The organism is Paenibacillus haidiansis, from assembly GCF_036553665.1.
Classification (GTDB): domain Bacteria; phylum Bacillota; class Bacilli; order Paenibacillales; family Paenibacillaceae; genus Fontibacillus; species Fontibacillus haidiansis.
Window position 1 is genome coordinate 15,960 of record NZ_JAZHPZ010000005.1, and the last position, 25,334, is coordinate 41,293.

Below are 25,334 nucleotides of genomic sequence, written 5' to 3' on the forward strand. Positions count from 1 at the left end.
GCAGCAGCGTATACTTTTTCTATAAATTAGAGGATTTACAATGAAACCCCGTGCCTCCGGAGGGGTAACTTTGTTGTACCGAAATTCGTCATTATGGTATAGTACGAAACGATGGGGATTTTAATTAGTCTTTAAGTCTTGGTATTTATAATATGAAATAATCTACCCGGATGGAGGCATATGATGAAACATAGAGATAAAAGGGTAAAGAAAAAGGTAGAACGATGGAAGAAGGTACTTATCGTCGCGATCGTGCTGGTGATTCTCGGGGCGGGGGGATATGCCTTCCGTAAACCGCTTGCCGTTATGGCATTTGACCTGTTCCTGTCCGGACAGGTAGAGCAGAAGCTGGAGAAATCCTATGCTCCGCTGGAAGGCGAAGAGCCGAAGCCCGTGTCTGTCGTCAAACAGGAGAAAATGGAGCCCTTCACGGCGCTGCTGCTCGGCGTTGACCAGCGGGGGAATGAGCCGGCCCGCTCGGATACGATGATTTATGCGGTAGTCCGGCCGGAGGAGTCCAGGGTGCTGCTCGTTTCGATTCCGCGGGACACTTATACGGAAATCGTCGGCAAAGATAAAGAAGACAAGATCAACCACGCTTATGCGTTCGGCGGCGAAAAAATGGCCAAAGATACCGTGGAGAACCTGCTGGAAAATCCGATCGATTACTATGCGGCCATCAATTTCGAAGGCCTGCGGCAAGTGGTCGACGCGCTTGGCGGGATTGAACTTCCGATTACGAAGGACATCGTCAACAAGCAAAAGGATCATGAGAAATTCACGATCAAGGCGGGGAAACCGTTGTATGACGGTCAGGAAGCTTTGAATTTCGTCCGCTACCGCGAGGACAGCGATTTTAACCGGACGAAGCGTCATCAAGTATTTTTGAATGCGATCGTAAACCGGGTGATGCAGCTGGATCAGGTGTCCAAGATTCCCGATTTGATGGATATGCTCGGCGAAAATTTCAAAACCGATATGACGCCAAGCTACATCATCGATCTTTCGAAAAAGATTCTGCTGGGGAATCCCCCATCCATTAGCGGCTTTACCATTATGGGGGAAGGGTTCCGCAAGGACGGCATATACTACGATGCGGCCGATGAAGAGGATCTCGAGTTCGCCAAGGAGATGATCGCAAGCTGGAGCGATCCGGATACGACGCCCGAGAAGCTGCTGATGCCGGATGACAAGGATAAAGCCGAAGCCGGTACGGAGGCCGAAGCCCAAACGGAATCTCTTGAACGGAGCAATTAGGGGCTAAATCGTACTAATAATTATTTTGCAAACTGCATTTATATCCTTACTTGAATTACTTCGGCAGTCCGGTTTACCGGCTGCCGATTTCGCGCGAATGGCGGAAACAAAGAGTTAGTTATAACGTATAAAAGGATGAAGGACGGAAGGCCGATTAGGAAAGAGGAGGATTCATTTTCCATGAATATCGCGTTTTTTTTACTGCCGAAAAATGATGTCGTGACCGTTACCGAGGATTCCACATTGCGGCAGACGCTGGAGCGAATGGAATTCCACCGTTATACGGCGGTACCGATTCTCGGCAAGGGTGGAGTTTATGTCGGAACGGTGACGGAGGGCGATCTGCTCTGGTATATGAAAAATTCCGAGGGCAAGGTTACTTTTGAGACCGCTTCAAAATTCCACCTGCGGGATGTCCCGCTGAAGATGGAGATTAAGCCGGTGTCGATTGACGCCGATATGGAAGATCTGATCAACCTAGCCAAGATGCAAAATTTCGTGCCGGTGGTGGATGATATGGGGCGGTTTATCGGCATTGTCCGCCGCAGCCAAATCATTGAATACTGCGAGAAATTTGTAACCCGGGACCCTTCGCTGCCGAAGCAGTGAATCCCGTTGTCAAAACTTGGACGGCACCCCGTTTGCGTCCCTTACCCTGCTTGCTTTATGCTATAATGTAGAATAAAGTTTTTTCGTAGGAGGGTTGAAGCTGTCGGCCATGCAAAGAGAAATGGATATAGCGAAACGCGCTAAAGTGATCGAGTGGCTAAAGACCGAGGTCGTCGATCATGTATCCCGTTTATTCAAAGCATTATGGGAAGGCAGCACGACACGGATAACGGACAGTATCGCCAGCCTGATCGTAAGCAGTTACATCCTGGGACGCAGACTGGGTATTTCGTATCGGGATTTGGATGAGGCCATCTTGGATAAGTTAAAAAAACATAAACAGGACGGGCACCAGCTCGAGGATTGGTATCAGGATATTTCTACATTGGAAGAACATATGCGTAAGAGGTGAACCTATTTGAAGCTACGCTGGACATCGGTGGCCTGGAGCGTCGTTTACTTGCTGCTCCTGTTGTCACTTGCCACTCCGCTTACCGTCGTCACGGCCTTCTTCCTGATTGTGCCGGGCGTTGTGCTGTACACGACTTTATCAACCAAGGCCTTTGTGCTTCATATCGCGCCGGTTTGGATCATTAGCGCTTTGATCTTTGGGCCGGCCTTTTTGCTTGAGGCCGCGTATTTTCTGATTCCTGCCGTAGTAATGGGACATCTATACAAGAAAAGGGTATCCGCGCTCCGGACGATTCTCACGGGAGCAGGTTCGATCACGGTTCTTTTTCTGCTGTTGCTTTTGATCGGCACGGTATTTTTTGATTTCAATTTGACCGCGACTATAGAGGATATGCTCAATACAGCGACGGCTCCGCTCCAAAATGTCGCGGAAAGCCCGTTCGCCGGCGGTGTCGTTTGGACGCCGGAGCTTAGCGAGCAGCTATCCAGCATGACGGTACGGTTTATTCCGTTCACCATCATCATGTGCTCGTTCGTGTTCGCGACGATCGCCCATGCGATCGCCCGCCCGACGCTCGGAAGCATGGGACATATTGTCCCCAAACTTCCGCCGTTTCGCGACTGGCGCCTGCCGCGAGCGCTGATTTGGTACTACTTAATCGGCCTGATCGTGCAATTATTTACGGGGGCTACCGCAACGAATGGCTTTCTCGGCACGATTTTGCTCAATTTGATACCGCTGCTGCAGTTTTTGTTTATGATACAGTCGGCAAGTCTGTTCTTTTTCGCGGCTTACCACCGGAAATGGAATCCGGCGATCCCGGTGCTGCTTGTCGTGGCGCTGTTGTTTTTTCCGCTGCTGTGGATTGTCGGCGTATTCGATATCGCATTTCCGCTGCGTGAGAAGCTTACAAGACCAAGACGATAGGGTGATAAGGCATGCCTAGTTTACTGCAAAAGCGCTGGTACGGCTATCAGACCGTATGGATGTTCATGCTTCAGCTCGTGCTTATCATTTTCGTCTCCTTCTATAACTGGATCCTCGGCCTGATCGGCTTATGCCTGGTCTGTGCGCTGGCTTATATGATGATTCAGGCGGAACGTCGTTTCCGGCGCGATCTTGTCAAGTACGTGACCGATTTGACGTACCGGATCAAGCGCGTCGAAGGGGAGGCCGTCGGACGTCTGCCCTTCGGGATTTTGCTGTACAGCGAGGACCGGGTCGTCGAGTGGCATAACCGCTTTGTGGGCGGGATGTACGACAAGGAATCGGTGGTAGGCATGCCGCTGTCCGAACTACTGCCGCCGCTGCCGCAGCCGTCCAAAGACAAGAAGGACAGCAGGGCCGGCAGGTCCACGGTGGAAGTCGTGGCGAATGAGCGGTTCTACGAGCTGACGATCGACCATGACGAGCGGATGATTTACATCCGCGATATCACCGAGCTGGCGCAGCTTCGCGAACGTTACGAGAACGAGCGGGTCGCGCTCGGCATCGTACTGCTGGACAATCTGGACGAAGCCGCGGCGGGAATGGACGACCAGCAGCGAACCGCGCTGGTCGCCCGGGTGGCGTCGGCGATCACGGAATGGGCGAAGCAGCACCGCATCTATCTGCGGCGCTTGTCCTCCGAGCGGTATCTGATGATGCTGAATCAGAAATCGCTGAACGAACTGGAGCAAAGCCGGTTCGTCATTCTGGACGAGGTCCGCGAGATGACCGCGGACCTCAAGGTGCCGATGACGCTGAGCATCGGCCTCGCCTTCGGCACCGAGCGCTTCAGCGAGCTGGGCGAGCTCGCCCAGTCGAGTCTGGACATGGCGCTCGGGCGCGGGGGCGACCAGGCCGCGGTGAAGGCCGGTCAGCGGCTGTCGTTCTACGGCGGCAAGACCGGCGCCGTAGAGAAGCGGACGCGCGTCCGTGCCCGCGTCATCGCGCATGCCCTGCGCGATTTGATGCAGGAGAGCGACCGCGTCATCATCATGGGCCATCGGCTGCCCGACTTTGACGTGATCGGCGCCTCCATCGGCGTGATGAAGGCGGCCGATATGTACAAAGTCGAGGCGCATATCGTGCTCGATGGCCCAAACCAGGGAATCGAGCACCTGATGGAGCGTGTCGACAAGGAAGAGGCGCTGGCGCGCCGATTCATTTCGCCGGAGCAGGCGCTCGGCATGATGACCGCGCATACGCTGCTCGTCGTCGTCGACACCCACAAGGCGTCGATTACGATGGAGCCGCGGCTGGTGGAGGCCGCCCGGCGGGTAGTGGTGGTGGATCACCACCGCCGCAGCGAGGAGTTCATCAACGACGCGGTGCTCGTCTATCTCGAGCCTTACGCCTCCTCGGCCTGCGAGCTTGTGACCGAGCTCTTGCAATACATTCACGAGAAGGTCGAGCTCAGCCCGCTGGAAGCGACGACCCTGCTGGCGGGAATCACGGTCGATACGAAGCATTTCGCGCTCCATACGGGGTCGCGGACGTTCGAAGCGGCCGCCTTCCTCCGCCGGGTTGGGGCGGACACGGCGATGGTGCAGCAGTTGCTCAAGGAAGACCTGCAGGAATATATGGCCAAGGCGGACATCATCAAGCATGCCCGTATGATTCACGGGAATATTGCGCTTGCGGTGACGGAGCCGAACCACAAAATTCCGCAGCTGCTGATCGCCCAGGTGGCCGATACGCTGTTGAATATGACGGACGTGCTGGCTTCCTTCGTCATCAGCGAACGGCCGGACGGCCTGATCGGCATCAGCGCCCGGTCTCTGGGCAGCATGAACGTTCAGGTGGTCATGGAGCGCCTCGGCGGCGGCGGCCATCTGACGAATGCGGCGGTACAGTTGGAAGGAACCCAGGCGGAGGCGGAGCAGAAGCTGCTGGATGTACTGGATGAAATAGAGAAGGAAGAGGGGTTATTCGAATGAAGGTAATCTTTTTGAAGGATGTTAAGGGCCAGGGGAAAAAAGGCGAGATCAAAGAGGTTTCGGAAGGATACGCACAGAATTTTCTAATGCCGCGCGGGCTGGTTCGTCCGGCGACGGAAGGAAACGTCAAAACGCTGGAGCATCAAACGGCAGCCGAGGTGAAACGCAAGGAGAAGGAAAAGGAAGACGCCGTCGCGCTCGGCAAGAAGCTCGAGGAAATGACCGTCACGCTCAAGGCGAAAGCCGGAGAAGGCGGCCGTTTGTTCGGCGCGATTACGAGCAAGCAGGTGGCCGAGGCGCTGGAGAAGGCCGGTGTGAAGATCGACAAGCGCAAAATCGAAATGCATGATCCGATCCGTACGCTGGGCGTTACCCAAGTGCCGGTTAAGCTTCATCCCGAAGTGAAATCGGCGCTTAAAGTTCAGGTTACGGAGGAGTAACATGAGCGCCGATCCTTTTTACGACCGGATTCCCCCGCAGAACCTCGAAGCGGAGCAGGCGGTGCTCGGCGCCATCCTGCTCCAGTCCGAGGCGCTCATTACGGCGATGGAGCGGGTCCGCACCGAGGATTTCTATGATAAGCCTCATCAGATGATCTATGAAGCGATGGTGCAGCTGGGCGAGGAAGGACAGCCGATCGATTTGGTGACGCTGACCTCCCGTTTGCAGGACCGGGGCGAGCTTGAGGATTGCGGCGGCGTCAGCTATTTGGCCAAATTGGCCCATGCCGTGCCGACGGCGGCGAATGTAGATTACTATGCGCGTATCATCGAAGAGAAATCGATGCTGCGCCGGCTGATCCGGACGGCGACGCAGATCGTGAGCGACGGCTACTCCGGCGGGGAAGATGTCGCCGACATGCTGAGCGACGCGGAGCGGCGCATCCTGGAGATCTCCAACCGCCGCTCGGGGAGCGGCTTTATCGCGATCCGCGACGTGCTGATGGAGGTGTTCGACCGCGTCGAGACGCTCCATCAGAACCGCGGCAACACGACCGGGATTCCGTCCGGCTTCGTCGACCTCGACAAGATGACGTCCGGCTTTCAGCGCAGCGACCTCATCATCGTCGCGGCCCGGCCTTCCGTCGGTAAAACGGCGTTTGCGCTCAACATCGCGCAAAATGTCGCCGTTCGCGCTAAAGAGACGGTCGCGATCTTCAGCTTGGAAATGTCCGCGCCCCAGCTGGTGCAGCGGATGATCTGCGCCGAGGCGAATCTCGACGCAGGGGTCATGCGTACGGGCGACTTCAAGAGCGACGATGATTGGTCCAAGCTGACGATGGGCATTGCCGCCTTGTCGGAGGCCGAGATTTATATCGACGATACGCCGGGGATCACGGTGGCCGATATCCGGGCGAAATGCCGGCGGCTGAAGAAAGAGAAGGGGCTCGGCATGATTCTCATCGATTACCTGCAGCTGATTCAAGGCCGCGGCAAGCCGGGCGAGAACCGGCAGCAGGAGGTCTCGGAAATCTCCCGGACGCTGAAGCAGATCGCGCGGGAGCTGGAAGTTCCCGTCATCGCCCTGTCCCAGCTTAGCCGGGGCGTCGAGCAGCGGCAGGACAAGCGTCCGATGATGTCGGACCTGCGGGAATCCGGTTCGATTGAACAGGACGCCGACATCGTAGCCTTTCTCTACCGTGATGATTACTACAATCAGGAGACGGAGAAGAAGAACATCATCGAAATCATTATCGCCAAGCAGCGGAACGGTCCGGTGGGCACCGTCGAATTGGTCTTCTTGAAGAATTTCAATAAATTCGCCAATTACGAGCGGGCGCATATGGATGCTTTTGCCGGGTAATAATGATTTTTGATGGGAAAACAGCTATTACTCCGCATCATAGCCAGAGCAATCATTCTATATTTCCGAACAATCATACGGGCTTCTGTGTGATTGTTCGTTTTTTATTTGACTTTGAAAATGGAGACTGGTAAACTGATATTGCTGCTTTCAAGCGGTAAATGGATGTGTTGTGAGAGTCTGTAAGGTCTGTAATTTGTTCAAATACAGGTGCGGGTAGGCACCGGGCGGGGGAATGTACATGTCAACGGTAGTCGTTGTGGGAACCCAGTGGGGAGACGAAGGTAAAGGTAAAATCACGGATTATCTGGCGGAGAGCGCAGATGTGGTGGCCCGTTATCAAGGCGGCAACAATGCCGGCCACACCATTCTCATCGATGGCAAAAAGTACAAACTCAGCCTGATCCCATCGGGCGTGTTTTATGCGGATAAGAAATGTGTCATCGGCAACGGCATGGTCGTCAATCCGGCCGCGCTGATTGAAGAGATTAATTATATTCATGAAAATGGCTTCAGCACGGACAATCTGGTCATCAGCGACCGTGCGCATGTCATCATGCCTTATCACATGGTGCTGGACGCGCTGGAGGAAGACCGCAAGGGGCCGAACAAGATCGGGACGACCCGCAAGGGGATCGGTCCGGCTTATATGGATAAAGCGGCGCGCAGCGGCATCCGGATCGCGGATCTGATGGATGCGGAAGAATTCGAGCTCAAGCTGCGTCATCTGATGCAGGAGAAAAACCATATCATCCAGCAAGTGTACGGCGCGGAGCCGCTGGATGTGGAAGAAATCCTGAAGCAGTATCTGGAATATGCGGAAGTAATCCGTCATTACGTGACGGATACTTCGGTCGTATTGAACGATGCGATCGACGCGAAGAAAAAAGTGCTGTTCGAAGGCGCCCAAGGCGTCATGCTGGACATTGACCAAGGCACGTATCCGTTCGTGACGTCCTCCAACCCTTCGGCGGGCGGCGTCTGCATCGGTTCCGGTGTCGGACCGTCGAAGATCGACCAGGTCATCGGGGTGGCGAAGTCCTACACGACCCGTGTCGGCGACGGACCGTTTCCGACCGAGCTGAACGACGAGATCGGCGATTTCATCCGCGAAACCGGCCATGAATACGGCACGGTAACGGGACGTCCGCGCCGCGTCGGCTGGTTCGACAGCGTCGTGGTTCGCCATGCCCGCCGCGTCAGCGGAATCACCGGCTTGTCGCTGAACTCGCTGGACGTACTCACCGGGCTGAAGACGGTGAAAATCTGCACCGGCTACAAATACCGGGGCGAAGTGATCACGCACTATCCGGCCAGCCTGAAAATGCTCGCCGAATGCGAAGCGGTATACGAGGAGCTGCCGGGCTGGTCCGAGGACATCAGCGGCGCCAAGACGCTGGAGGATTTGCCGGAGGCGACGCGCAACTACGTGAAGCGCGTATCCGAGCTGACGGGCATCCCGATCGCGATCTTCTCGGTCGGCCGCAACCGCAGCCAAACGAACCAAGTGCTGCCGATTTACGAATAAAATAAAATAAGCGATTGGCTGAATGTAAGCCGTCCAGAGGTTGGGCTCGGGCATGTAACAAGCAAGAGCTGTCCTTTGGACGGCTTTTTTGTGTTTCAGGGGAAATAGCGGCCTTTTTGACCGTTATTTTGGCGATAAGCCCCGGATCGGGGGGAAATAAGGGCCCAAGAAGGTCTTATTTTGCTAAATTTGGCTAAGAAGCAGCCGACTTTCGCTCAAATTTGTAAAATAGCGATCCAAAATGCCCTTATTTTGCTTCCGGGGGCTGTTTAGAGCGAAATAATGCCCTAAAATGCCGCTATCTCCGGGCTGGTCCGGGCCGCTAAAGCTTCGGCGGGAACCAAATATTCCGCAGGTCGACCCAGCCCTGGCTATTGAACGTTACTCCCCGGACTGTGGGAAGTACGGCGGTTTGCACCGGTTTTTCATACAAAATATGAAGCTCGTGCTCGCGGATCAGCATGGATTCGATATCGGCGAACAGCCCGTCTCTCGCCGCCGGGTCCGGCTCGCGGGCGATGCCGCGAAGCAGCCGCTCCATATCGGTTCGAGTATGGGGCTCGACATGCTTCGAAATGGTCTGATAGAGATCGAACAGGCGCAGCTGCTCGTCCCGATCGCGGACGAGCGAAAATACGATGAGATCGGACTCGAGGCGGATGTCGTCGGCTTTAAATGCCTCCGCCGAGGCGGACAGCACCTCGCAGACGTAACCGGCCGCGTTCAGCTGTTCGGCGACGCGCTCCGCATCGCGCCGGTATGGCGCGATGGTTGCGATCCGCAGCCGCATCGGAGCGGGCGGGGGAGACTCGCCGTCCCCGGGCTTGCCGAGATCTTCACCCCGCAGGGCGGCAAGCACCCCGGCCCGGGCTGACGGGTCGCTGAGCGGTCCGTCGGGCCGCGCATTGCAGGTGACGAATTTGCGCACGAACACCTGGGAGTGCATCTGCGTCCACGCCCCTTCCCGGGCATCCGAAGGGTTATGAATCAGATGGAACGGCGACCAAGGGTCGTCGCCGTCATTGCCTTGCCCTCCGGAGATGTCCCAGGGGACATGAACGATTTCAACCCGGTCCAAGTGGGCCTGGCCCTGATAATAGTGGGGAAATGCCTCCAAAACACACATATTGTCGGACATCTCCGCCACTCGGAACGGGCCGGTGCCGACCGGCCGGGTACCGAACAGCTTCTCGCCGCGCGAATCGAAGTTCCGGGGAAGGATGGAGGCCCGGGTGGTCGACAGGGAGGCAAGAAACAGCTCGCACGGCTCGGTCAGCACCATACGGACCGTCGTCGGGTTCAATGCCTCCACCCGGTCGATCCGCTTGAAGATCGAGCTGTACAGCGTTCGGTGCGTGCTTCGGGCCAGCCTGTCGAACGTAAACACGACATCTTCGGCGGTCAACAGATTGCCGTTGTGAAACAAAACGCCTTTGCGCAGGAAGAAGGTCCATACTTTGCGGGTTTCATCCGTTTCCCAGGCATGGGCGATCCCCGGCATGATTTCGCCCGACTGGTTCGCCCTGCGGGTCAAGCCGTCGAAAACATGGCCGGCGATGAACGTCTCGGCGAGCAAATTCATATGCAGCGGATCGGCCGTATGAATCTGCTCCCTGACCGGCAGGCGCAGGGTATCGATCTGCCGGTTGCGGCGGACTTCAGTGTGATGCCCGAAATAGGTCAGCAGCCAGCCCTGGAGGCGATCCGGCAGCGACGACGAGCCGCCGTGCTTTCGGATATCCTCGATGGCCTGCCGCACGTCTTTCCGATGAATGGCCTGCATCACGGACTCGGCAGCGATCTCTTCCGGCTGCACCAGAAAGCGCAAGGAAGAGCGTGCGCCGCGTCCGCGGTGCGAAGTCCATGCGATCCACCCGCAGGCCTCCATTTTATGAATAATCGTCAACGCGCTGCGGTGCGTACATCCGAGTACGGCGGCGATTTCACCCAAGGTTGCCTCGATGGTCGTCTCGGTTTTACTGGTACCATACCGTGAATGCAATTGCAGGAACTGGCGGCGCAGCTTCATATCCGGACCTCCCCGATAAAATAAGAAATTTTCCAGATTATTTCTTCTCTTTATTTTCTTATTTTATCACCTAAAATGAGCTGTAGGAAATGTAAACGGAGGGATGAAGCGATGGAAGAAAAAATGGAGCCCGTATCCCGGCGCGAGGGAATTGCGCTGCTGGCCGGCTTCGCGCTGGCCGCCGCCCATCAGTATTTATTTTACGGCAATGGATTTGGCGTCTCGGTGCCGATCTTTGTCATACTTTTTTACCTATACATATATGTATTCGCAAAAGGCCGGCTCCGGCGGCCGATAACCTGGTTCGACTGGTTGGCCTTCGCGGCGGTGCTGCTGCTCTCGATGACCTTCGTGCTGTTTGCCAATCCGCTGTTTTTTGCGCTGAATTTGCTTGCCCTGCCGTGTCTGATCCTGCTGCATACGACGTACCTGCTCGATTCGGAGCGGCGAAGCTGGAGCGATCCGCGGCTGATCATCGGCGCCTTGGACCATCTGATTCCGCAATGTCTGCGCCATTTTGGGACGGTGTTTGCCCTGGCGGGATCCTTGACTTTCCGGAAGCTGGAGGAGGGCCGCCGCAAAATGCTCGGCAAGGTGCTGATCGGGCTCGCGTTTTCTATGCCGCTGCTTATGATCGTGATCAGCCTGCTGTCTTCGGCGGACGGCCGCTTCGACCGCATCCTCACGGCGATTCCCGATTGGCTAAGCCGGCATATTACCTGGGAAGACGGCCTGTTTCGGTTGATCTGGATCATTTTGCTGGGAATCCTGCTGTTCGGGTATTTGTGGGGATTCGTCAATCCGTGGCGTTATGAGCCGCAGACCGGAGCAAACGGGGGGAACGGCGTTCCACCCGGAGGTGGGGTGGATGAAAAAATCGATATAAGATTCGACCCGGTGATTACGGCGACGGTGCTGATCTCGGTCAATATCGTCTATTTAGCGTTCGTGTCGCTGCAATTCACCTACCTGTTCGGCGCCTGGCGCGGGGTGCTCCCGGAGGGAAGCACCTATGCGGAATATGCCCGCAGCGGCTTTCTGGAGCTGGTGGCGGTTACGGCGATCAATTTCGCCATTCTTATCGGCACGCTGGTGTTCGGCGGGGAGGCGGGGACACTGCTGCGCCGGTTAAACCGGGCGATGCTGTACATCCTGGTCGTCTGCTCCTGTATTATGCTGGTGTCGGCATATACGCGCCTGGTTTTGTATGAACAAGCCTATGGATATACCTACATCCGGTTTTTGGTTCACGCCTTTATGATCTTCTTGGGCGTTCTCCTTCTTTGCGCCGGACTGCGCATCCGTTACGAGGCCGTTCCGCTTGGCAAATGCTTCATTGTCATTGGACTCGTGGCCTATGTTGCCGTCAATTATGCCAATATGGACCGCTTCATTGCGGCGAAAAACATCGAGCATTACGCGGATGAAGGCAGGATCGATTCCAGCTATTTGACCGGGCTGTCCGCGGATGCGTTGCCGATGCTGCTGTCGTTCAGCCGTGAGCATGCCCCCGACTTGAACCGGGAGCTTCGCGAACGGTGGCAGCACCTGAGGGTTGATGACCGGGGCTGGCCGGGATTCAACGCGGCCAAACACAGGGCGCTGCAAGCGCTGAAGCAAAAGTGAGCAGCGCGGCCGTTTAGATATAACGGTTAATAGCTACTCTCGGATTCTGCAATTCTATTGTTTCTTTCCTTTCATAAGGTTACATCTCTCTTCTGCCGTCCATACTGGAAAATAGGAGATTAAGGCAGAAGGAGGAAGTGGAATGAAATGGAGATGGCTCGGAGGGCTGGCGAAGCTGGCTGTGACGGTGGTTACCGTAAGCATGCTGACGATTTTGACCGCGGGATACGTGGTGAATACGTATATACAGTCCCTGCTAGGCAGCTTTAATTTGCCGATAACGGGGCAAGCGCCGACGCTCGGCGGGATGGTAAAGGGAATGCTTGGTTTCGGCGGAGGTAATGAAACGGATCGGAACGGCAATGCGGCAAGCAAGAGCGGGGATGATCCGGCAAAGACCGTAGCCGAACAAGGTACAGCCGAAACCACAGAGCCGGGCGTGGCGGATGCCGACAATGGCAGCGGGGAAACGACGGATAACGGGTTAGACGGGGCGGCTGCCGCAGACGGAACCGGCGGCTCCGGCTCCGAGGAAGAGACGCCGCCGGAAGACGCGCTGGCGGTGATGGGCGGAGGCATTTCGTCCGGCGGGGCGTCAAGCGGTGGACAAGAGGCGCTGGGTCAAGACCGGGAAGTGATCGTGACCCCCGATGAGATGGTCGCGAAGAAAGACGGGCTCTCCGATCAGGAGAAAGAGAAGGTTTTCGCCATGCTGATGTCCAAGCTCCCGTCGGAGGAGATGCAAAAGATGACGGAGGCGATGGAGGACGGCTTGACCGAGGCCGAGATGATCGAAATCGAACAGATTCTATCCAAATATTTGAGTAAGACGGAATATGCCGACATTCTAAAAATATTAAAAAGTTAAAAAAGGGATATTCACAGGATTGTAAATATATACCTGGCCCTGGAAAATGGGTCCAAATCGCCGGAAGCCCGCGTAAATTGGGGGTTTCCGGCGATTTTACCATCGGTTGAAATCCTTCGCTCGACTATGATAAAGTAATCAATAGCGACTAAAGGTTAAAATTTTGATACCATTTATTGTCGTATCGAGTCGAATTGGAAAAGGAGATCAGCATGAGAGGTTTCAGGAGGATTCAGTGGCAGCTGTGGCGCAAGGGCGATAGCCAGGGTCAGATGGATCACGGCCGTCCGGAAAACGATCAAGAGCTGTCCGTACAACATACAGCGGAGGCAAGCGGCAGCACCTCCCGTTTCAGGCCCCGCAGGATCGCCATCGGCGCGGTAGCGGCCCTTGTGGTTGCAGGCGGGATTTACTTTGGGGGACAGCAGTACGTGGAAGCCCATACCGTATCCTTTTACCGGGTTTACGTCGCGGGCGAAGAGATCGGTTCGATTACCGACGAAGAACAATTGCAAGCTCTTTATAAACAGAAAGAGCAGGAATATAACGAAAAGTACCCGCAGGTGGATATGGCGGTACATACCGAAGGCATTACCACTGTGATGGACAAGGCGTACAAGGCCGAGATTAACAGTGACGAAACACTCGACAAGCTGTACGGCATGCTTACCGGCTACGCGAAAGGCGTCGAGCTGAAGGCGGACGGCAAGACGATCGGCATCGTCAAGGATCAGGCGACCGCGGATGCGGTGCTGGAGAAGTTGAAACAGAGATATGCCCCGCAAGCGAAGGCGGTGACCGCATCCGCGACCTTGGCGGCAAAGGTGCAGAAAACCGGGGGCGTCCAGAAGCAAGCGGCCGCAACCACGGCATCCGGCGATGCTTCCGGCGTAACTTTGGAATCGGTTGACATCGAGGAGAATGTATCCACCGAAGAGATCAAGGCCGATCCGAACAAAGTGCTTGATGCGAATGAAGCGGTAGCCCGGATTCTGGAAGGGGACGAGGCGGCGATCACGTATACCGTCCGGGAAGGCGATACGATCTCTTCCATCGCGTCCCACTACGGGATTACCCAGAAGGAATTGTTCAATAACAATCCCGAGGTTAAAGAATTGACGCTGCAGATCGGCACGGAGCTGAAGGTCAACGCCGTGCAGCCGGCGCTTACGGTGAAAACGGTCGAGCAAGTATCCGAGCAGATCGTAACAGAGCCGCAGGTCATCGTGCGTACAAGCTCGGAGATGCGTTCCGGGCAGTCCAAAGTCATCTCGGTCGGCGCAAGCGGTTTGAAGACGATGAAATACCGGCTTACCAAAGAGAACGGCCAGGTGGTGGCTGAGGAATGGCTGGGCCAGGAGGTCATTAAGAAATCGCAGCCAAAGATTGTCGTCAAGGGCACGAAGGTCGTGCTGGGCGAGGGGACCGGGGATTTTGCCTGGCCGGTGTCGGGGGCCACGATGACGAGCAGCTACGGCACACGCTGGGGCAAAACCCACAAGGGCGTCGACCTGGTTTCGTCCAACCGCAACATTCTTGCGGCGGACGACGGCGTGATCAGCTTCGTGGGAACCAAGTCCGGGTACGGAAACTGCATCATCATCAACCACAAGAACGGTTATGAAACGCTGTACGGTCACCTGAGCAAAATCAGCGTCAAGAAAGGCCAGGTCGTCGAGAAGGGCGACAAGATCGGCGTCATGGGCAGCACGGGCCGATCTACCGGAACTCATTTGCATTTTGAAATTCATAAGAACGGCAGCATTCAAAATCCGATGAAATATTTATAAGCAAGAAGGAACCCGGCCCCCGCGGTCGGGTTTTTATATGTCCGCCCGTTTTCCGGGTTATGAGGGCAGGTCCAGGTATGGTAAGATAGAGGAAGAATGACGCCAATGGCTAATGGCTGTAAGTTTGGGGTGAACGATGCATGCAAGGGAAAATACTGGTTGTGGACGATGAGCGGCCCATCGCGGATATTTTGAAATTCAATCTGGAAAAAGAGGGCTACGAGGTCATACTCGCCTTTGACGGGATCGAAGCGGTGGAGCTCGCCTATGCGGAGCAGCCGGACCTGATTCTGCTCGATCTGATGCTGCCCGGCAAGGACGGCATGGATGTGTGCAGGGAGGTGCGGGCCAAGCTGCAAACCCCGATCATTATGCTGACGGCCAAGGACGGGGAGATCGACAAGGTGCTGGGCCTCGAGCTCGGCGCCGATGATTATGTCACCAAGCCGTTCAGCACGCGCGAACTGCTGGCCCGGGTGAAGGCGCAAATGCGGCGGCAGCAGAAGCAGGCGGCCATGGAAGGAAGCGCCGGGGAGGAGCGTCAGGGCATCAGCCTGTTCGAGCTGTTCATCGATACGGACACATATACCGTGTTCAAGAACGGCGAGCCGCTGGACCTGACCCACCGGGAATTCGAACTGGTGCATTACCTGGTGAGGAACGCCGGGAAAGTGATGACCCGGGAGCATCTGCTCCAGGCGGTGTGGGGGTTCGAATATTTCGGAGACGTGCGCACGGTCGACGTGACCATCCGCCGGCTGCGGGAGAAGATCGAGAAAGACCCCAGCAAGCCGGAATATATTTTGACCCGGCGGGGCCTCGGGTATATGATGCGAAGCTCCAAGGCGGGTGGGTTCTAGCATGAAGCTGCCCTCCTTTTTCCGCACGATCCAGGCGAAGCTGATCATCATCTATGTGCTGCTGATTTTGATCGCGATGCAGCTGATCGGGGTCTATTTCGTGAGCGCGATGAAGACGTCGCTGACGAGCAATTTCACGAAGGAATTGCAGGAGCGCGCGGAGCTGCTCTCCGTGCTGGCGGCCCAAAACCTGGGGGTGTCCGGGGATTCGGCGGAGGAGTCGCTGGAGAACTTGCGCGTGCTGGTGAACAATCTGTTCAACATCAACGGGGCGGAAATTCAGGTGCTGGACGCAAGCGGCAGGGTGTTGACGACATCCAAGCCGTCGCATGCCGATTACGTCGGGACGAAGAATACGCAGACGGTAGTCAACCGGGCCTTACAGGGGATCCGCGACAACGAGGAATATATCATCGATGACGACAATGTCCGCAAGAAAGTCGTGGCCAAGCCGGTCGTGAACGACGGGAAGATCGTCGGCGCCATCTACATCGCGGCCTCGATGAGTGAGCTTTACGATACGATGGAACGGATTAATAATATTTTTATCTCGGGGATATTGCTGGCGCTCGGCCTGACGGCGGTACTCGGCGTCATCCTGGCGCATACCATTACCTCGCCGATCAAGGAGCTGACCCGGCGGGCCACGGCGGTGGCCGAAGGGGAATTTCAGCAGAAGATGCCGGTGCTCGGCAACGACGAGATCGGGCAGCTCAGCAAAGCCTTTAACTATATGACCAGCCGGCTGCGCGACGCGCTGGCCCAGAACGAAGAGGAGAAGGAGAAGCTGGCTTCGATCCTCACCAACATGAGCGACGGCGTGATCGCGACCGACGAGACCGGCACGGTCATCCTGATGAACCGCCGGGCCGGCGAAATGCTGCGGATCGGAGAGGAGCTGCCCGGCGATACCGATATCATTACGCTGCTCAACCTAACCAAGGAGGAGCGCGAAATTTTGCGGCAGGGGACGATGCATTCGACGATCCTGTACAACGGGACGCCGGAGGGAGACACGTTCATCATCCGCGTGACGTTTACGCCGATTCACCGGCGGGAAGCCGGGATCGTCGGGACGATCGCGGTGCTCCAGGATGTCACGGAGCAGGAGCAGCTGGAAGCGTCCCGGCGGGAATTCGTGGCGAATGTGTCGCATGAGCTGCGGACGCCGCTGACGACGATCAAGAGCTATACGGAAGCGCTGGAGGACGGCGCGATGGAGGACCCGGAGCTGGGGCCGAAATTCGCCTCCGTCATCCAGACTCAGACCGAGCGGATGATCCGCCTCGTCACCGATCTCCTGCATCTGTCCCGGCTGGACTCGAAGGAAGCCGAGTTGCGCAAGCAGCCGGTGTCCGTGATGGAGATGCTGGAAGAGGTGGCGGACCGGTTTTCCTTTCAAATGCAGGAGAAAGGCATCAAGCCGACGCTCTTTGTCGCGAATACCGTCGGCTCAGCCTGGGTGGATCGCGACCAGATCGATCAGGTGCTGGACAATCTGCTCTCCAACGCGATGAAATATACGCCGGAAGGCGGCATCATCGCGATCGAGGCCCGGCGCGGCGAGGACGGAGTGCTGGCGATTTCGGTCCAGGATAACGGGATCGGGATTCCGAAGAAGGACCTGGACCGGATTTTCGAGCGCTTCTACCGGGTGGATAAGGCGCGCTCGCGGAATATGGGCGGGACAGGCCTCGGTTTATCCATTGCCCGGGAAATTGTTAAAGCGCACGGCGGAACGATTTTGCTTCAGTCGGAGCTGGGGAAAGGCACCAAGGTGACCTTTACGCTGCCGCAGGTGGAACAAGGAGGCGACGACCGGTGAAAGAAAGGGTAAAATCGCTGATACTTGCACTGCTGGTCGTGTGCAGTCTGGTGCAGAGTTATTTTCTCATCTATCGGCTGCCGGGAAGCGATCCGGTCGTCAAGACCGAGAACGATTATATCAAGACGGAAAATATGGGCCAGGAGGCCAAGGCGGAGGACATGCTGTATCCGTCGCAGATCGCCGTCCATTTGGGCGAAGACCGCCACACGGTATTTTATCCGGAGTCGGCCTTCTATAACTTGATTTATTCCCGGCTGAAAGGGCGGCAGTTCGACGGCTTCCAGCGTTATCCGGTGGAAAATATCGACTGGAACGAAATACGCAGCCGCTATCCGGGGATTGAACTGCAATTCGGCTCCGGCATGCCGGTAGCTTTGCTGCAGAAGGTTATGCTGATCGCTTCCGACCCGTTGTTTGAAGGGGAAAGCATCAGCAAAGTGCTGATATATAACGCCGAGAATGAGGACCAGGTACGGGTATTCTTCTTCAGTTCGCAGGGCGATGTCGTATATGAGGCGACCAAGGCGGACCTCACGGTGCAGGACGTGCAACAGCAGGTCGATTTCGGCAAGGAATGGGTACCGTACACGCTGACGAACGGTTATTACATTCCCGAGAAGCCGATCGGCATGGTGGAGACGGGACTGAACGTCGGGACGTTTACCGCGGATCAGATGCAAAGCAGCCTGTTTTTTGACCCGAGTATCACCCGCTATATCCGCGAAAAAGACGGATCCGAGATTTATACCGACAGCAAGCGGAGCCTGCAGGTGAAGCAGAACCGGAACTGGATCAACTACACCGATCCGGCCGCTCCGGCGGCGGGCGAGAACAATCCCGGCCGCAACGCCTTGTCGGCGGTCGAATTCGTCAACCAGCACGGGGGCTGGAACGGAGCGTACCGGCTGAAGCAGACCGAAGGCTTGGACGAGGAGCAGCATACGGTCGTGTTCCAGCAATACTACGGTGAGGGACAGTTCGGCGCGTTCCCGATCCTGGAAATTTCCTCGTTCCATTACGGGGAAATTACGCTGGAAATGCGGTTGGGGACGATTACGGCGTATCAGCGTTCGCTCATCTACGCCACCGAAGGATTCTGGACCAAGAATATGGTCGATCTGCCGGGAGGGGACGAACTGCGTGACCGGATCGCGGCATTGGATAAAGAATCCGAAATCGTGAATCTGTATCCGGCTTATCTGCCGTCGCTTGCGGAAGAAGGGCTGCTGCTGACGCCGGTATGGGCGGTCGAATTTAAAAATGGAGCGACCCGTGTGCTGCGTTGAAACTGATATTTTGAGACTATGGCAAGGGAGGTAAAGTCATGGATTGGGGCCGGGCGAAAAATGTGCTGATCTACGCTTTTTTGCTGCTGAACCTGGTGCTGGGTTATCAGCTTTGGAACGATTTGCGGGAGCAGGTGAACTCCAATCCCGACTTTACCTCGCTGGAGAGCAATATACAGAAGGCGATGGACGAGAAACAGATCAAGGTGCTGGCCAAGATTCCGAGCGACGCGCCGGAGCTGCCGAAGATCTCCTACCGCTTTATAAACGGAGGGCAAAGCAAGGAGGTCGTCGAGCTGAAGGCGCCGGTGGACAGCAAGCTGATCTATTCACCGAAGGAGCTGGCAAGCGCGCTGAAGACAAGCCTGCCGGATCTCGGAAATTACCGGTACGACGAGCCGGCCAGCCGGGAAGGGGAATTCGTGCTCCATCCTCTGGTCGACGGAAAATGGCCGCTGTTCAAGATCGATCTGTCGCTCTTTTACAGCAACCAGAAAATTATTTCCTACCGCGAGCAGGCGATTGAGATCAGCAGCCTGGAGGGCGAGAAGAACCAGCAGGTGCTGTCCGCGTCCAAAGCGCTGGGCAACCTGATCGAGAACTTCCTGCCGGAAGGGTCGGTCGTAACGGAAATCGAACTCGGTTATTACGGCGAAGTGTTCAACTCGGACGAGCATCTGCCGGCGGCCCCGTCCTGGAGATTTATTCTGGAGAGCGGCAAAGAGTATTATGTGCAAGGCATCAGCGGAGACGTCATCAGTCCGAACACAGAGAAAGCAAAGGAGTAATGGGGAACATGGGATTAAGATTTACGGTGCTGTCGAGCGGGTCGACGGGGAATGCCACCTTGGTGGACAACGGGGAAGTGACGCTAATGATTGACGCGGGCTTCAGCGCCCGCCGGATCGACGAGCTGCTGCTGGAGCGGGAAGTGAAAGGCCAGGAGCTGAACGGGATTCTGGTCACGCATGAGCATTCCGATCACATCAAGGGTCTTGGCCCGGTGGCGAGAAAATACAATCTTCCCGTGTATGCCAATGAGAAGACCTGGTCGGCCATGGAAAAAGCGATCGGCCAAATCCCGGACGAGAACCGCCGCGTACTCGGTACGGGCGAGGCGCGGGACTTCGGTTCGCTGCGGGTGGAGTCGTTCGCGATTTCGCACGATGCCGCCGAGCCGGTGGGCTACTGCTTCTATGACGGCAAGGAGAAGCTGAGCGTCTGCACCGATCTCGGCTATGCCAGCGACAAAGTGAAGGCGGCGATTGCCGATTCCGACGTGCTGGTGCTGGAGGCCAATCACGACATCGAGATGCTGCGCATGGGCCGTTACCCTTGGAACATCAAACGGCGGATTCTCGGCGATATGGGCCATTTGTCCAACGAAGCGACAGGAGAACTGCTCAGCGAGCTATTGAACGGCCGGATCAAGCGTACCTATCTCGCGCATTTAAGCCGGGAGCACAATATGCCGGATTTGGCCCGGATGGCCGTGCGGGGCGCGATGGAAGACCGCGGCTGCTTCTACAAGGACAGCGAATTCAAGTTGCGGGATACCTATTACGACCGGCCTACGCCGTGGGATACGGTGGCGGATCTGTAAACTTATCCAGCTCCGCCGCTTTGCGCTCGATCTCACTGCGGGTGAGCAGTCCTTTTTCAACCAATAGCTCCATGATAGCGCTGAGCGTTACCAGTTGACGGTAATGCTCTTCTTTCATATCGGCCAGCTTGGCGAGGAGATGGATCTCATTCATCGGCGATGAAAAACGCGAGTTCACTGCGGTTTACCCCCTTACGGATTTCCCGAAAATTCCCTTGGTGGAAAATGCACCAATGCCCTCCGGTTATGGTAAAATAAATCTATCAATCTAGCGCTTTGGTATTAGTATAGTCCGTCAGGTGGGCAAACATTCCGGACGAACGAAAAATACCGGCAAAAAACTTTGCCGGCCGGCAACATCCCGACGATTTACTGCGTTAAGATAGTAAAGGCGAGTGAAACGGGAATATGGCTTAGCCGCCCCGGCATAAAGTGAAATGTGACATGAGTTTTGGGGTAATTAAGGATATACATAGATGGGCATCAGGACCCGGGCAGTGCCACGGAGGGGGAGAAACGGATGGGATTGTTTGATGACGATTTTTATTCGACCAGGGTGTCGAGACGACAGCTTCGCAGAAGTTCGGACGGCAATCAGCGATGGCAGGGCAGCAAGCGGAAGAACGGGCTGTCCACACTGCAGATTTCCCTGATATCTTCCATCCTGAGCGCGGTGGTCGCCATACTGCTGTTCAGCCTGGTTACCGGGCTTCCTTCCGCCTCCAACCGTTCCGCCGGTAATGGCGCTTCCGCCGCGGCCGGGGCTAAAGATCGGTATGACCGGATCAGTACGGCGGCGGCCAAGGCGGCCCCGGCCGTGGTCAGTATTCTGAACCACAGCGAGATGTCCGGCGATGACCCGGAACAAGCGGCGCTGGGCTCCGGCGTCATATTCAAGAAGGAGAAAGGGAAGGCCTACATCATCACGAATGACCATGTGATATCCGGGGCGGATAATCTGGAGGTCGTGACCAGCGACGGAGATTCCCGGAAAGCGAGCGTGGTCGGCCAGGATTCGATCAATGACATCGCGGTGCTCGAGATGGACGGCAAAGGGATCGAGAAGTTGATCGACATCGGCGATTCGAAGAAGCTTCGTCTCGGCGAGACGGTCATCGCGGTAGGCAATCCGCTCGGGCTGGGCGGAACGCTGACTTCCGGCATTGTCAGTTACCCGAGCCGGCTCATTCCGATTTCGCTGAGCCAGGACGGGGTGTACGACTGGGAGCAGGAGGTCATTCAGACGGATGCGGCCATTAACGAGGGCAACAGCGGCGGAGCGCTGGTCGACCTCAACGGTCAATTGATCGGCATCAATACGATGAAGATTGCCGATACCGGGGTCGAAGGGCTCGGGTTTGCCATTCCGGTCAACGATGTGATGAAGACGGTCGACGATCTCATGCTGTACGGCAAAGTCGTCCGCCCGTATCTCGGCGTATATTCGCTCGATTTGAACAATCCGTACGCGGCTGTGACGGAGGAGCAGCGGAAGGATCTGAAGCTGCCGAATCATGTGACCGAAGGCATCATTGTGTTGGAGGCGCATGGGCCGGCCCTGGAGGCCGGGTTGAAGCTGAACGATGTGATCATTCAGCTCGACAAGCAGCCGATCGGCACAACGCTGGAGCTGCGCAGATATTTGTATGAGAACAAGAAGGTCGGCGCAGACATGGAGGTTACCTTCTACCGCGACGGCGAGTTGAAGAGCGTGATCGTCAAACTCACCGATAAGCCGTCCGAGGCGGAAATCGAGGAAGGACTGGACGAGAAATAAACGGAACGTGTTGATATTGATATCATTGTTGTTGCAAATAACGATCCCCTTACATGAGATGATGAGCCTCCCGCGGAATCCGCGTCTGGAGAAGGTCTTGCGAGCGTCTTGAGCGTCGTCTTGGTGTAAGCGGGGTCTTTTTTTGTCCTTGGAGGGCGGAGTTTTAGGCGGAATGTCTTTTGAGATATGGACACTGTGAGGGGCAGAGTTGATGAGTGTTTTGCCATTCGATGTCCGTATGTAGTGAGTAGGATTATGGGTAGGTCCAGATATTGATAATTTTTGGCGGAGGGGCGGAATGTCTCTTTGTCCACCTTTTGGGTGGACATTATTGTGAATTGTTCATTGTTGGAGGACATATATTGGTACAGAGCGGTATTCGGCCGTTTTGAACCGTCCGATAGGTATTGGATTTCTTTGGCTTCATGGGATTCGGTTGCAAGTGAGGACTTCATGATCGGGAGGGAGCAATTGCAATGAAGATACCGTTTTCGGGGAAGGACAGGGCGGGGATGCTGCAGCGGATGGCGGCGGCGCCGCTCGATGTGCTGGTGGTCGGCGGAGGGATTACGGGCGCCGGGATTGTGCTTGATGCGGCGGCGCGGGGGATGCGCGCGGGACTGGTCGAGATGCAGGATTTCGCCGCCGGGACGTCGAGCCGGTCGACGAAGCTGGTGCATGGCGGCCTGCGTTATTTGAAGCGGCTGGAGATCGGCGTCGTGGCCGAGGTCGGCCGGGAACGGGCCATCGTCTACGAGAACGGGCCGCATGTGACGAGGCCGGAGCGGATGCTGCTGCCGATCTATGAAGGCGGCACGTTCGGCCGCCTTGGCACTTCGCTGGGCCTGCGCGTGTACGACTTGCTCGCGGGCGTGAAGGCGGCGGAGCGCCGCGCGATGCTGAGCGCGGAGGAGACGCTGGCCAAGGAGCCGCTGCTGAAGGCGGATGGGCTGCTCGGCGGCGGGGTCTACGTCGAGTACCGCACGGACGACGCGCGGTTGACGATCGAGGTGCTGAAGGCCGCCGTGGAGCAGGGGGCGATGGCGGCGAATTATGCGAAGCTGACCGAGTTCCGCTATGAGAACGGCAAGGTTGTCGGAGCCGCAGTGTGGGATAGTGTTGGCGGCAAGACCTACGCGCTGCGGGCGCGGAAGGTGGTCAATGCCGCAGGCCCTTGGGTGGACGCGCTGCGGGAGTTGGACCGGTCCAAGCAGGGGAAAACGCTGCTGCTCACCAAAGGGGTGCACCTGGTGTTCGACCAGGGGCGTTTTCCGCTGCGGCAGGCGGTGTATTGTGATACGCCGGACGGGCGGATGGTGTTCGCGATTCCGCGGGAGGGCAAAACCTATGTCGGCACGACGGATACCGTGTACCGGGGGGACATCGCCCATCCGCGGATAAGCGCCGCCGACCGGCAGTATTTGATCGCCGCAGCGAACGGGATGTTCCCGTCGCTTGGGATCACGGCGGCGGATGTGGAGTCGGGCTGGGCCGGGGTGCGGCCGCTGATCCATGAGGAGGGGAAATCGCCGTCGGAGATTTCCCGCAAGGACGAGATCTGGCAGTCCTCCTCCGGCCTGATCACGATGGCGGGCGGCAAGCTGACCGGCTACCGCCGGATGGCCGAGACGGTCGTGGACCGGGTAGCCGCCCAGTTGCGGCGGGAGCATGGCCTCCGCTTCCGCGCCTGCGCCACCAGGACGCTCCCCGTGTCCGGAGGAGATGTCGGGGGCGGCGAGGGGCTGGCGGGCTATGTCTCGGCCAAGAGCGCGGAGGCCGCGGCGATCGGCATCCCCCGGCCGCTGGCGATGCGGTGGGCCGGGAAATACGGTTCGAACGCGGAGCGGCTGACCGCGATCGCGGGCGAGGTGCTGCGACAGGCGGAAGGACGGTCCGGGACCGGACTTGGCTCGCTGCCGCTGGAGGTGGCGGTTCCGCTGAAGTACGCTTTAGATGAGGAGATGACGGTGACGCCGGGGGATTTTTTTATCCGAAGAACGGGTTCTTTGCTGTTTGATATTGAATGGGTACGGCGGTGGAAAGCTCCGGTGACCGCTTATATGGCAGAGTATTTCGGCTGGACGGCGGAGCAGGAGGCCCGGTATGCGGGGGAGCTGGATCGGGCGCTGGAAGAGGCGGTCGTGCCGGAGGAGGCGCGTGACGGTTTGGATTAAAGTGATTTGTGCGGTTCCTTTTTGGCGCGGAGTATGGTAGAACAGATAAAGGACAACCTGTAATTACAGAGCCCGCCGCGGGAGCGGTAGAGAAAGGATGCTTTGAGTTTATGTATGTAGTTTGCAAGGATCATGTGGAGCTGGCGATCGACATGTTTGTGGATGAGTTCGAGGATGCGCCGGACGTTGTCGATTTGGAGCACACGAAGTTCATCGACTGGGACCCGCCGGTGAAATGCCAGGAATGCGAGCAAGAGGCGAGATTTTTGATTGTGTAGATTTATCGGTTGGAGTAGGCTTGCTTCTACGATCGAAGCGGCGGCGAGTAGCGGAATGATGTTTCCCGTTGAACTAACGGTCGATTCTCGGGACGGCTCTTTTTAATCGGAGCCGCCTGCGCGTCATGAACGGTTGGGATGGGTACGCGTGGGGTTTTACTTTGATGGTAATTCGGCCAATTGTTATGTAAAAATAGGGATGAATGATGGGGCGGTTTTCTAACCTGAGCGGGGGAAAGCGGCCTTTTTGCATAGATGCGGGGTTGGTGAGGGCAGGGCCGAACAGATTTGATGCGATTCTAATGGAGAGGTTACTTACTGCCGTTGACCGGATGAGCAGATGTTTACATAAGCGGCAGAAGTCTTGGGACGGATAAGTTGCGGCCAGGGTACACCCGGGGGCAAGATGGTTACGGCCAGGTCGCATTCGAAATCTGGTCTGATGCGATTCTAATGGACACCAGCGCTGTTATTTGGCCTGTAATACCGGATTTTCGGTTGTAACGGACATGGCGGATGTTATTTTGCTGTGATTTGGGACGGCAGCCGATTTGAAGGGGCAATAAGGTCGGTGGTGTCCGTTAGAGTTCACAAAGTAGGGGATTGAGCCGGATAACGGAAAGGATGTCCGTAAGAGCTACCGGCGGTTCGTTTGGTTTGCGTCCGCACGGGAAGGATTATTAAT

Annotated in this window: 21 protein-coding genes; 19 read left to right on the top strand and 2 right to left on the bottom strand. The window is 56.6% G+C overall.

What is annotated here, in order from left to right:
* The first annotated feature begins 183 nt into the window (after positions 1 to 183).
* The 8 genes from V3851_RS11700 (at position 184) to V3851_RS11735 (ending at position 8,530) form a co-directional block, all read left to right on the top strand.
* A complete protein-coding gene (locus V3851_RS11700; RefSeq protein WP_414859304.1) occupies positions 184 to 1,257 on the top strand; it encodes an LCP family protein in 1,074 nt (357 codons plus the stop codon).
* A 180-nt stretch (positions 1,258 to 1,437) separates the two neighbouring features.
* Entirely contained in the window at positions 1,438 to 1,866 is a 429-nt protein-coding gene (locus V3851_RS11705; protein WP_331846722.1) for a CBS domain-containing protein, read from the top strand.
* Between the two features lie 109 nt (positions 1,867 to 1,975).
* Entirely contained in the window at positions 1,976 to 2,278 is a 303-nt protein-coding gene (locus V3851_RS11710) for a MazG-like family protein (RefSeq protein ID WP_331847050.1), read from the top strand.
* 6 nt (positions 2,279 to 2,284) lie between these two features.
* Complete coding sequence (locus V3851_RS11715) at positions 2,285 to 3,205, top strand: DUF2232 domain-containing protein (protein WP_331846723.1); 921 nt, start codon at positions 2,285 to 2,287, stop codon at positions 3,203 to 3,205.
* An 11-nt stretch (positions 3,206 to 3,216) separates the two neighbouring features.
* The gene (locus V3851_RS11720) at positions 3,217 to 5,199 is read left to right on the top strand and encodes a DHH family phosphoesterase (RefSeq protein WP_331846724.1); all 1,983 of its coding nucleotides are present in this window, start codon (positions 3,217 to 3,219) and stop codon (positions 5,197 to 5,199) included.
* Complete coding sequence (rplI, locus tag V3851_RS11725) at positions 5,196 to 5,639, top strand: 50S ribosomal protein L9 (protein WP_331846725.1); 444 nt, start codon at positions 5,196 to 5,198, stop codon at positions 5,637 to 5,639. Before V3851_RS11720 ends, rplI begins: the two co-directional genes overlap by 4 nt.
* 1 nt (position 5,640) lies before the next feature.
* Positions 5,641 to 7,002: a replicative DNA helicase gene (gene dnaB, locus V3851_RS11730; RefSeq protein ID WP_331846726.1), complete on the top strand. Its 1,362-nt coding sequence runs from the start codon at positions 5,641 to 5,643 to the stop codon at positions 7,000 to 7,002.
* A 241-nt stretch (positions 7,003 to 7,243) separates the two neighbouring features.
* Positions 7,244 to 8,530: an adenylosuccinate synthase gene (locus tag V3851_RS11735; RefSeq protein WP_331846727.1), complete on the top strand. Its 1,287-nt coding sequence runs from the start codon at positions 7,244 to 7,246 to the stop codon at positions 8,528 to 8,530.
* Positions 8,531 to 8,852: 322 nt separating this feature from the next.
* On the opposite strand, the gene V3851_RS11740 is transcribed toward V3851_RS11735, so the two are convergent.
* Entirely contained in the window at positions 8,853 to 10,559 is a 1,707-nt protein-coding gene (locus tag V3851_RS11740; protein WP_331846728.1) for an ABC transporter substrate-binding protein, read from the bottom strand.
* Positions 10,560 to 10,670: 111 nt separating this feature from the next.
* On the opposite strand from V3851_RS11740, the gene V3851_RS11745 reads away from it, so the two are divergent.
* From V3851_RS11745 to V3851_RS11780, 8 genes are all read left to right on the top strand, one after another.
* On the top strand, positions 10,671 to 12,185 hold the full coding sequence (locus tag V3851_RS11745; RefSeq protein ID WP_331846729.1) for a DUF4153 domain-containing protein: 1,515 nt from the start codon (positions 10,671 to 10,673) through the stop codon (positions 12,183 to 12,185).
* Between the two features lie 142 nt (positions 12,186 to 12,327).
* Positions 12,328 to 13,053 carry a hypothetical protein gene (locus V3851_RS11750; RefSeq protein WP_331846730.1) on the top strand — a complete coding sequence of 242 codons (726 nt, stop codon included), beginning with the start codon at positions 12,328 to 12,330 and terminating at the stop codon, positions 13,051 to 13,053.
* Positions 13,054 to 13,265: 212 nt separating this feature from the next.
* Positions 13,266 to 14,843 (top strand): peptidoglycan DD-metalloendopeptidase family protein, encoded by a 1,578-nt coding sequence (locus tag V3851_RS11755; RefSeq protein WP_331846731.1) that lies wholly within the window; start codon positions 13,266 to 13,268, stop codon positions 14,841 to 14,843.
* A 140-nt stretch (positions 14,844 to 14,983) separates the two neighbouring features.
* Positions 14,984 to 15,703 carry a response regulator YycF gene (yycF, locus tag V3851_RS11760; RefSeq protein WP_331846732.1) on the top strand — a complete coding sequence of 240 codons (720 nt, stop codon included), beginning with the start codon at positions 14,984 to 14,986 and terminating at the stop codon, positions 15,701 to 15,703.
* Position 15,704: 1 nt separating this feature from the next.
* On the top strand, positions 15,705 to 17,528 hold the full coding sequence (gene walK, locus V3851_RS11765) for a cell wall metabolism sensor histidine kinase WalK (protein ID WP_331846733.1): 1,824 nt from the start codon (positions 15,705 to 15,707) through the stop codon (positions 17,526 to 17,528).
* On the top strand, positions 17,525 to 18,817 hold the full coding sequence (locus tag V3851_RS11770) for a YycH family regulatory protein (protein WP_331846734.1): 1,293 nt from the start codon (positions 17,525 to 17,527) through the stop codon (positions 18,815 to 18,817). Before walK ends, V3851_RS11770 begins: the two co-directional genes overlap by 4 nt.
* Positions 18,818 to 18,855: 38 nt before the next feature.
* Positions 18,856 to 19,605 carry a two-component system regulatory protein YycI gene (yycI, locus tag V3851_RS11775; RefSeq protein ID WP_331846735.1) on the top strand — a complete coding sequence of 250 codons (750 nt, stop codon included), beginning with the start codon at positions 18,856 to 18,858 and terminating at the stop codon, positions 19,603 to 19,605.
* 8 nt (positions 19,606 to 19,613) lie between these two features.
* Positions 19,614 to 20,420, top strand: a complete 807-nt coding sequence (locus tag V3851_RS11780) for an MBL fold metallo-hydrolase (RefSeq protein WP_331846736.1) — start codon at positions 19,614 to 19,616, stop codon at positions 20,418 to 20,420.
* Here the strand turns inward: V3851_RS11780 and V3851_RS11785 are convergent.
* Positions 20,389 to 20,574, bottom strand: a complete 186-nt coding sequence (locus tag V3851_RS11785) for a hypothetical protein (protein ID WP_414859305.1) — start codon at positions 20,572 to 20,574, stop codon at positions 20,389 to 20,391. The two genes, V3851_RS11780 and V3851_RS11785, sit on opposite strands and share 32 nt — an antisense overlap.
* 366 nt (positions 20,575 to 20,940) lie before the next feature.
* Between V3851_RS11785 and V3851_RS11790 the strand changes: the two genes are divergently transcribed.
* The 3 genes from V3851_RS11790 to V3851_RS11800 all read left to right on the top strand — a co-directional run bounded on the left by V3851_RS11790 (position 20,941) and on the right by V3851_RS11800 (position 24,649).
* Positions 20,941 to 22,197 (top strand): S1C family serine protease, encoded by a 1,257-nt coding sequence (locus tag V3851_RS11790; protein WP_331846738.1) that lies wholly within the window; start codon positions 20,941 to 20,943, stop codon positions 22,195 to 22,197.
* Between the two features lie 476 nt (positions 22,198 to 22,673).
* Positions 22,674 to 24,371, top strand: a complete 1,698-nt coding sequence (locus V3851_RS11795; RefSeq protein ID WP_331846739.1) for a glycerol-3-phosphate dehydrogenase/oxidase — start codon at positions 22,674 to 22,676, stop codon at positions 24,369 to 24,371.
* A 110-nt stretch (positions 24,372 to 24,481) separates the two neighbouring features.
* On the top strand, positions 24,482 to 24,649 hold the full coding sequence (locus tag V3851_RS11800) for a CxxH/CxxC protein (protein WP_331846740.1): 168 nt from the start codon (positions 24,482 to 24,484) through the stop codon (positions 24,647 to 24,649).
* Positions 24,650 to 25,334 lie beyond the last annotated feature (685 nt).

Coding starts and splice junctions, on each gene's coding strand:
- V3851_RS11700 (WP_414859304.1), top strand. CDS start 184: ATGAAACATAGAGATAAAAGGGTAAAGAAAAAGGTAGAACGATGGAAG.
- V3851_RS11705 (WP_331846722.1), top strand. CDS start 1,438: ATGAATATCGCGTTTTTTTTACTGCCGAAAAATGATGTCGTGACCGTT.
- V3851_RS11710 (WP_331847050.1), top strand. CDS start 1,976: ATGCAAAGAGAAATGGATATAGCGAAACGCGCTAAAGTGATCGAGTGG.
- V3851_RS11720 (WP_331846724.1), top strand. CDS start 3,217: ATGCCTAGTTTACTGCAAAAGCGCTGGTACGGCTATCAGACCGTATGG.
- rplI (WP_331846725.1), top strand. CDS start 5,196: ATGAAGGTAATCTTTTTGAAGGATGTTAAGGGCCAGGGGAAAAAAGGC.
- dnaB (WP_331846726.1), top strand. CDS start 5,641: ATGAGCGCCGATCCTTTTTACGACCGGATTCCCCCGCAGAACCTCGAA.
- V3851_RS11735 (WP_331846727.1), top strand. CDS start 7,244: ATGTCAACGGTAGTCGTTGTGGGAACCCAGTGGGGAGACGAAGGTAAA.
- V3851_RS11740 (WP_331846728.1), bottom strand. CDS start 10,559: ATGAAGCTGCGCCGCCAGTTCCTGCAATTGCATTCACGGTATGGTACC.
- V3851_RS11745 (WP_331846729.1), top strand. CDS start 10,671: ATGGAAGAAAAAATGGAGCCCGTATCCCGGCGCGAGGGAATTGCGCTG.
- V3851_RS11750 (WP_331846730.1), top strand. CDS start 12,328: ATGAAATGGAGATGGCTCGGAGGGCTGGCGAAGCTGGCTGTGACGGTG.
- V3851_RS11755 (WP_331846731.1), top strand. CDS start 13,266: ATGAGAGGTTTCAGGAGGATTCAGTGGCAGCTGTGGCGCAAGGGCGAT.
- yycF (WP_331846732.1), top strand. CDS start 14,984: ATGCAAGGGAAAATACTGGTTGTGGACGATGAGCGGCCCATCGCGGAT.
- walK (WP_331846733.1), top strand. CDS start 15,705: ATGAAGCTGCCCTCCTTTTTCCGCACGATCCAGGCGAAGCTGATCATC.
- yycI (WP_331846735.1), top strand. CDS start 18,856: ATGGATTGGGGCCGGGCGAAAAATGTGCTGATCTACGCTTTTTTGCTG.
- V3851_RS11780 (WP_331846736.1), top strand. CDS start 19,614: ATGGGATTAAGATTTACGGTGCTGTCGAGCGGGTCGACGGGGAATGCC.
- V3851_RS11785 (WP_414859305.1), bottom strand. CDS start 20,574: ATGAATGAGATCCATCTCCTCGCCAAGCTGGCCGATATGAAAGAAGAG.
- V3851_RS11790 (WP_331846738.1), top strand. CDS start 20,941: ATGGGATTGTTTGATGACGATTTTTATTCGACCAGGGTGTCGAGACGA.
- V3851_RS11795 (WP_331846739.1), top strand. CDS start 22,674: ATGAAGATACCGTTTTCGGGGAAGGACAGGGCGGGGATGCTGCAGCGG.
- V3851_RS11800 (WP_331846740.1), top strand. CDS start 24,482: ATGTATGTAGTTTGCAAGGATCATGTGGAGCTGGCGATCGACATGTTT.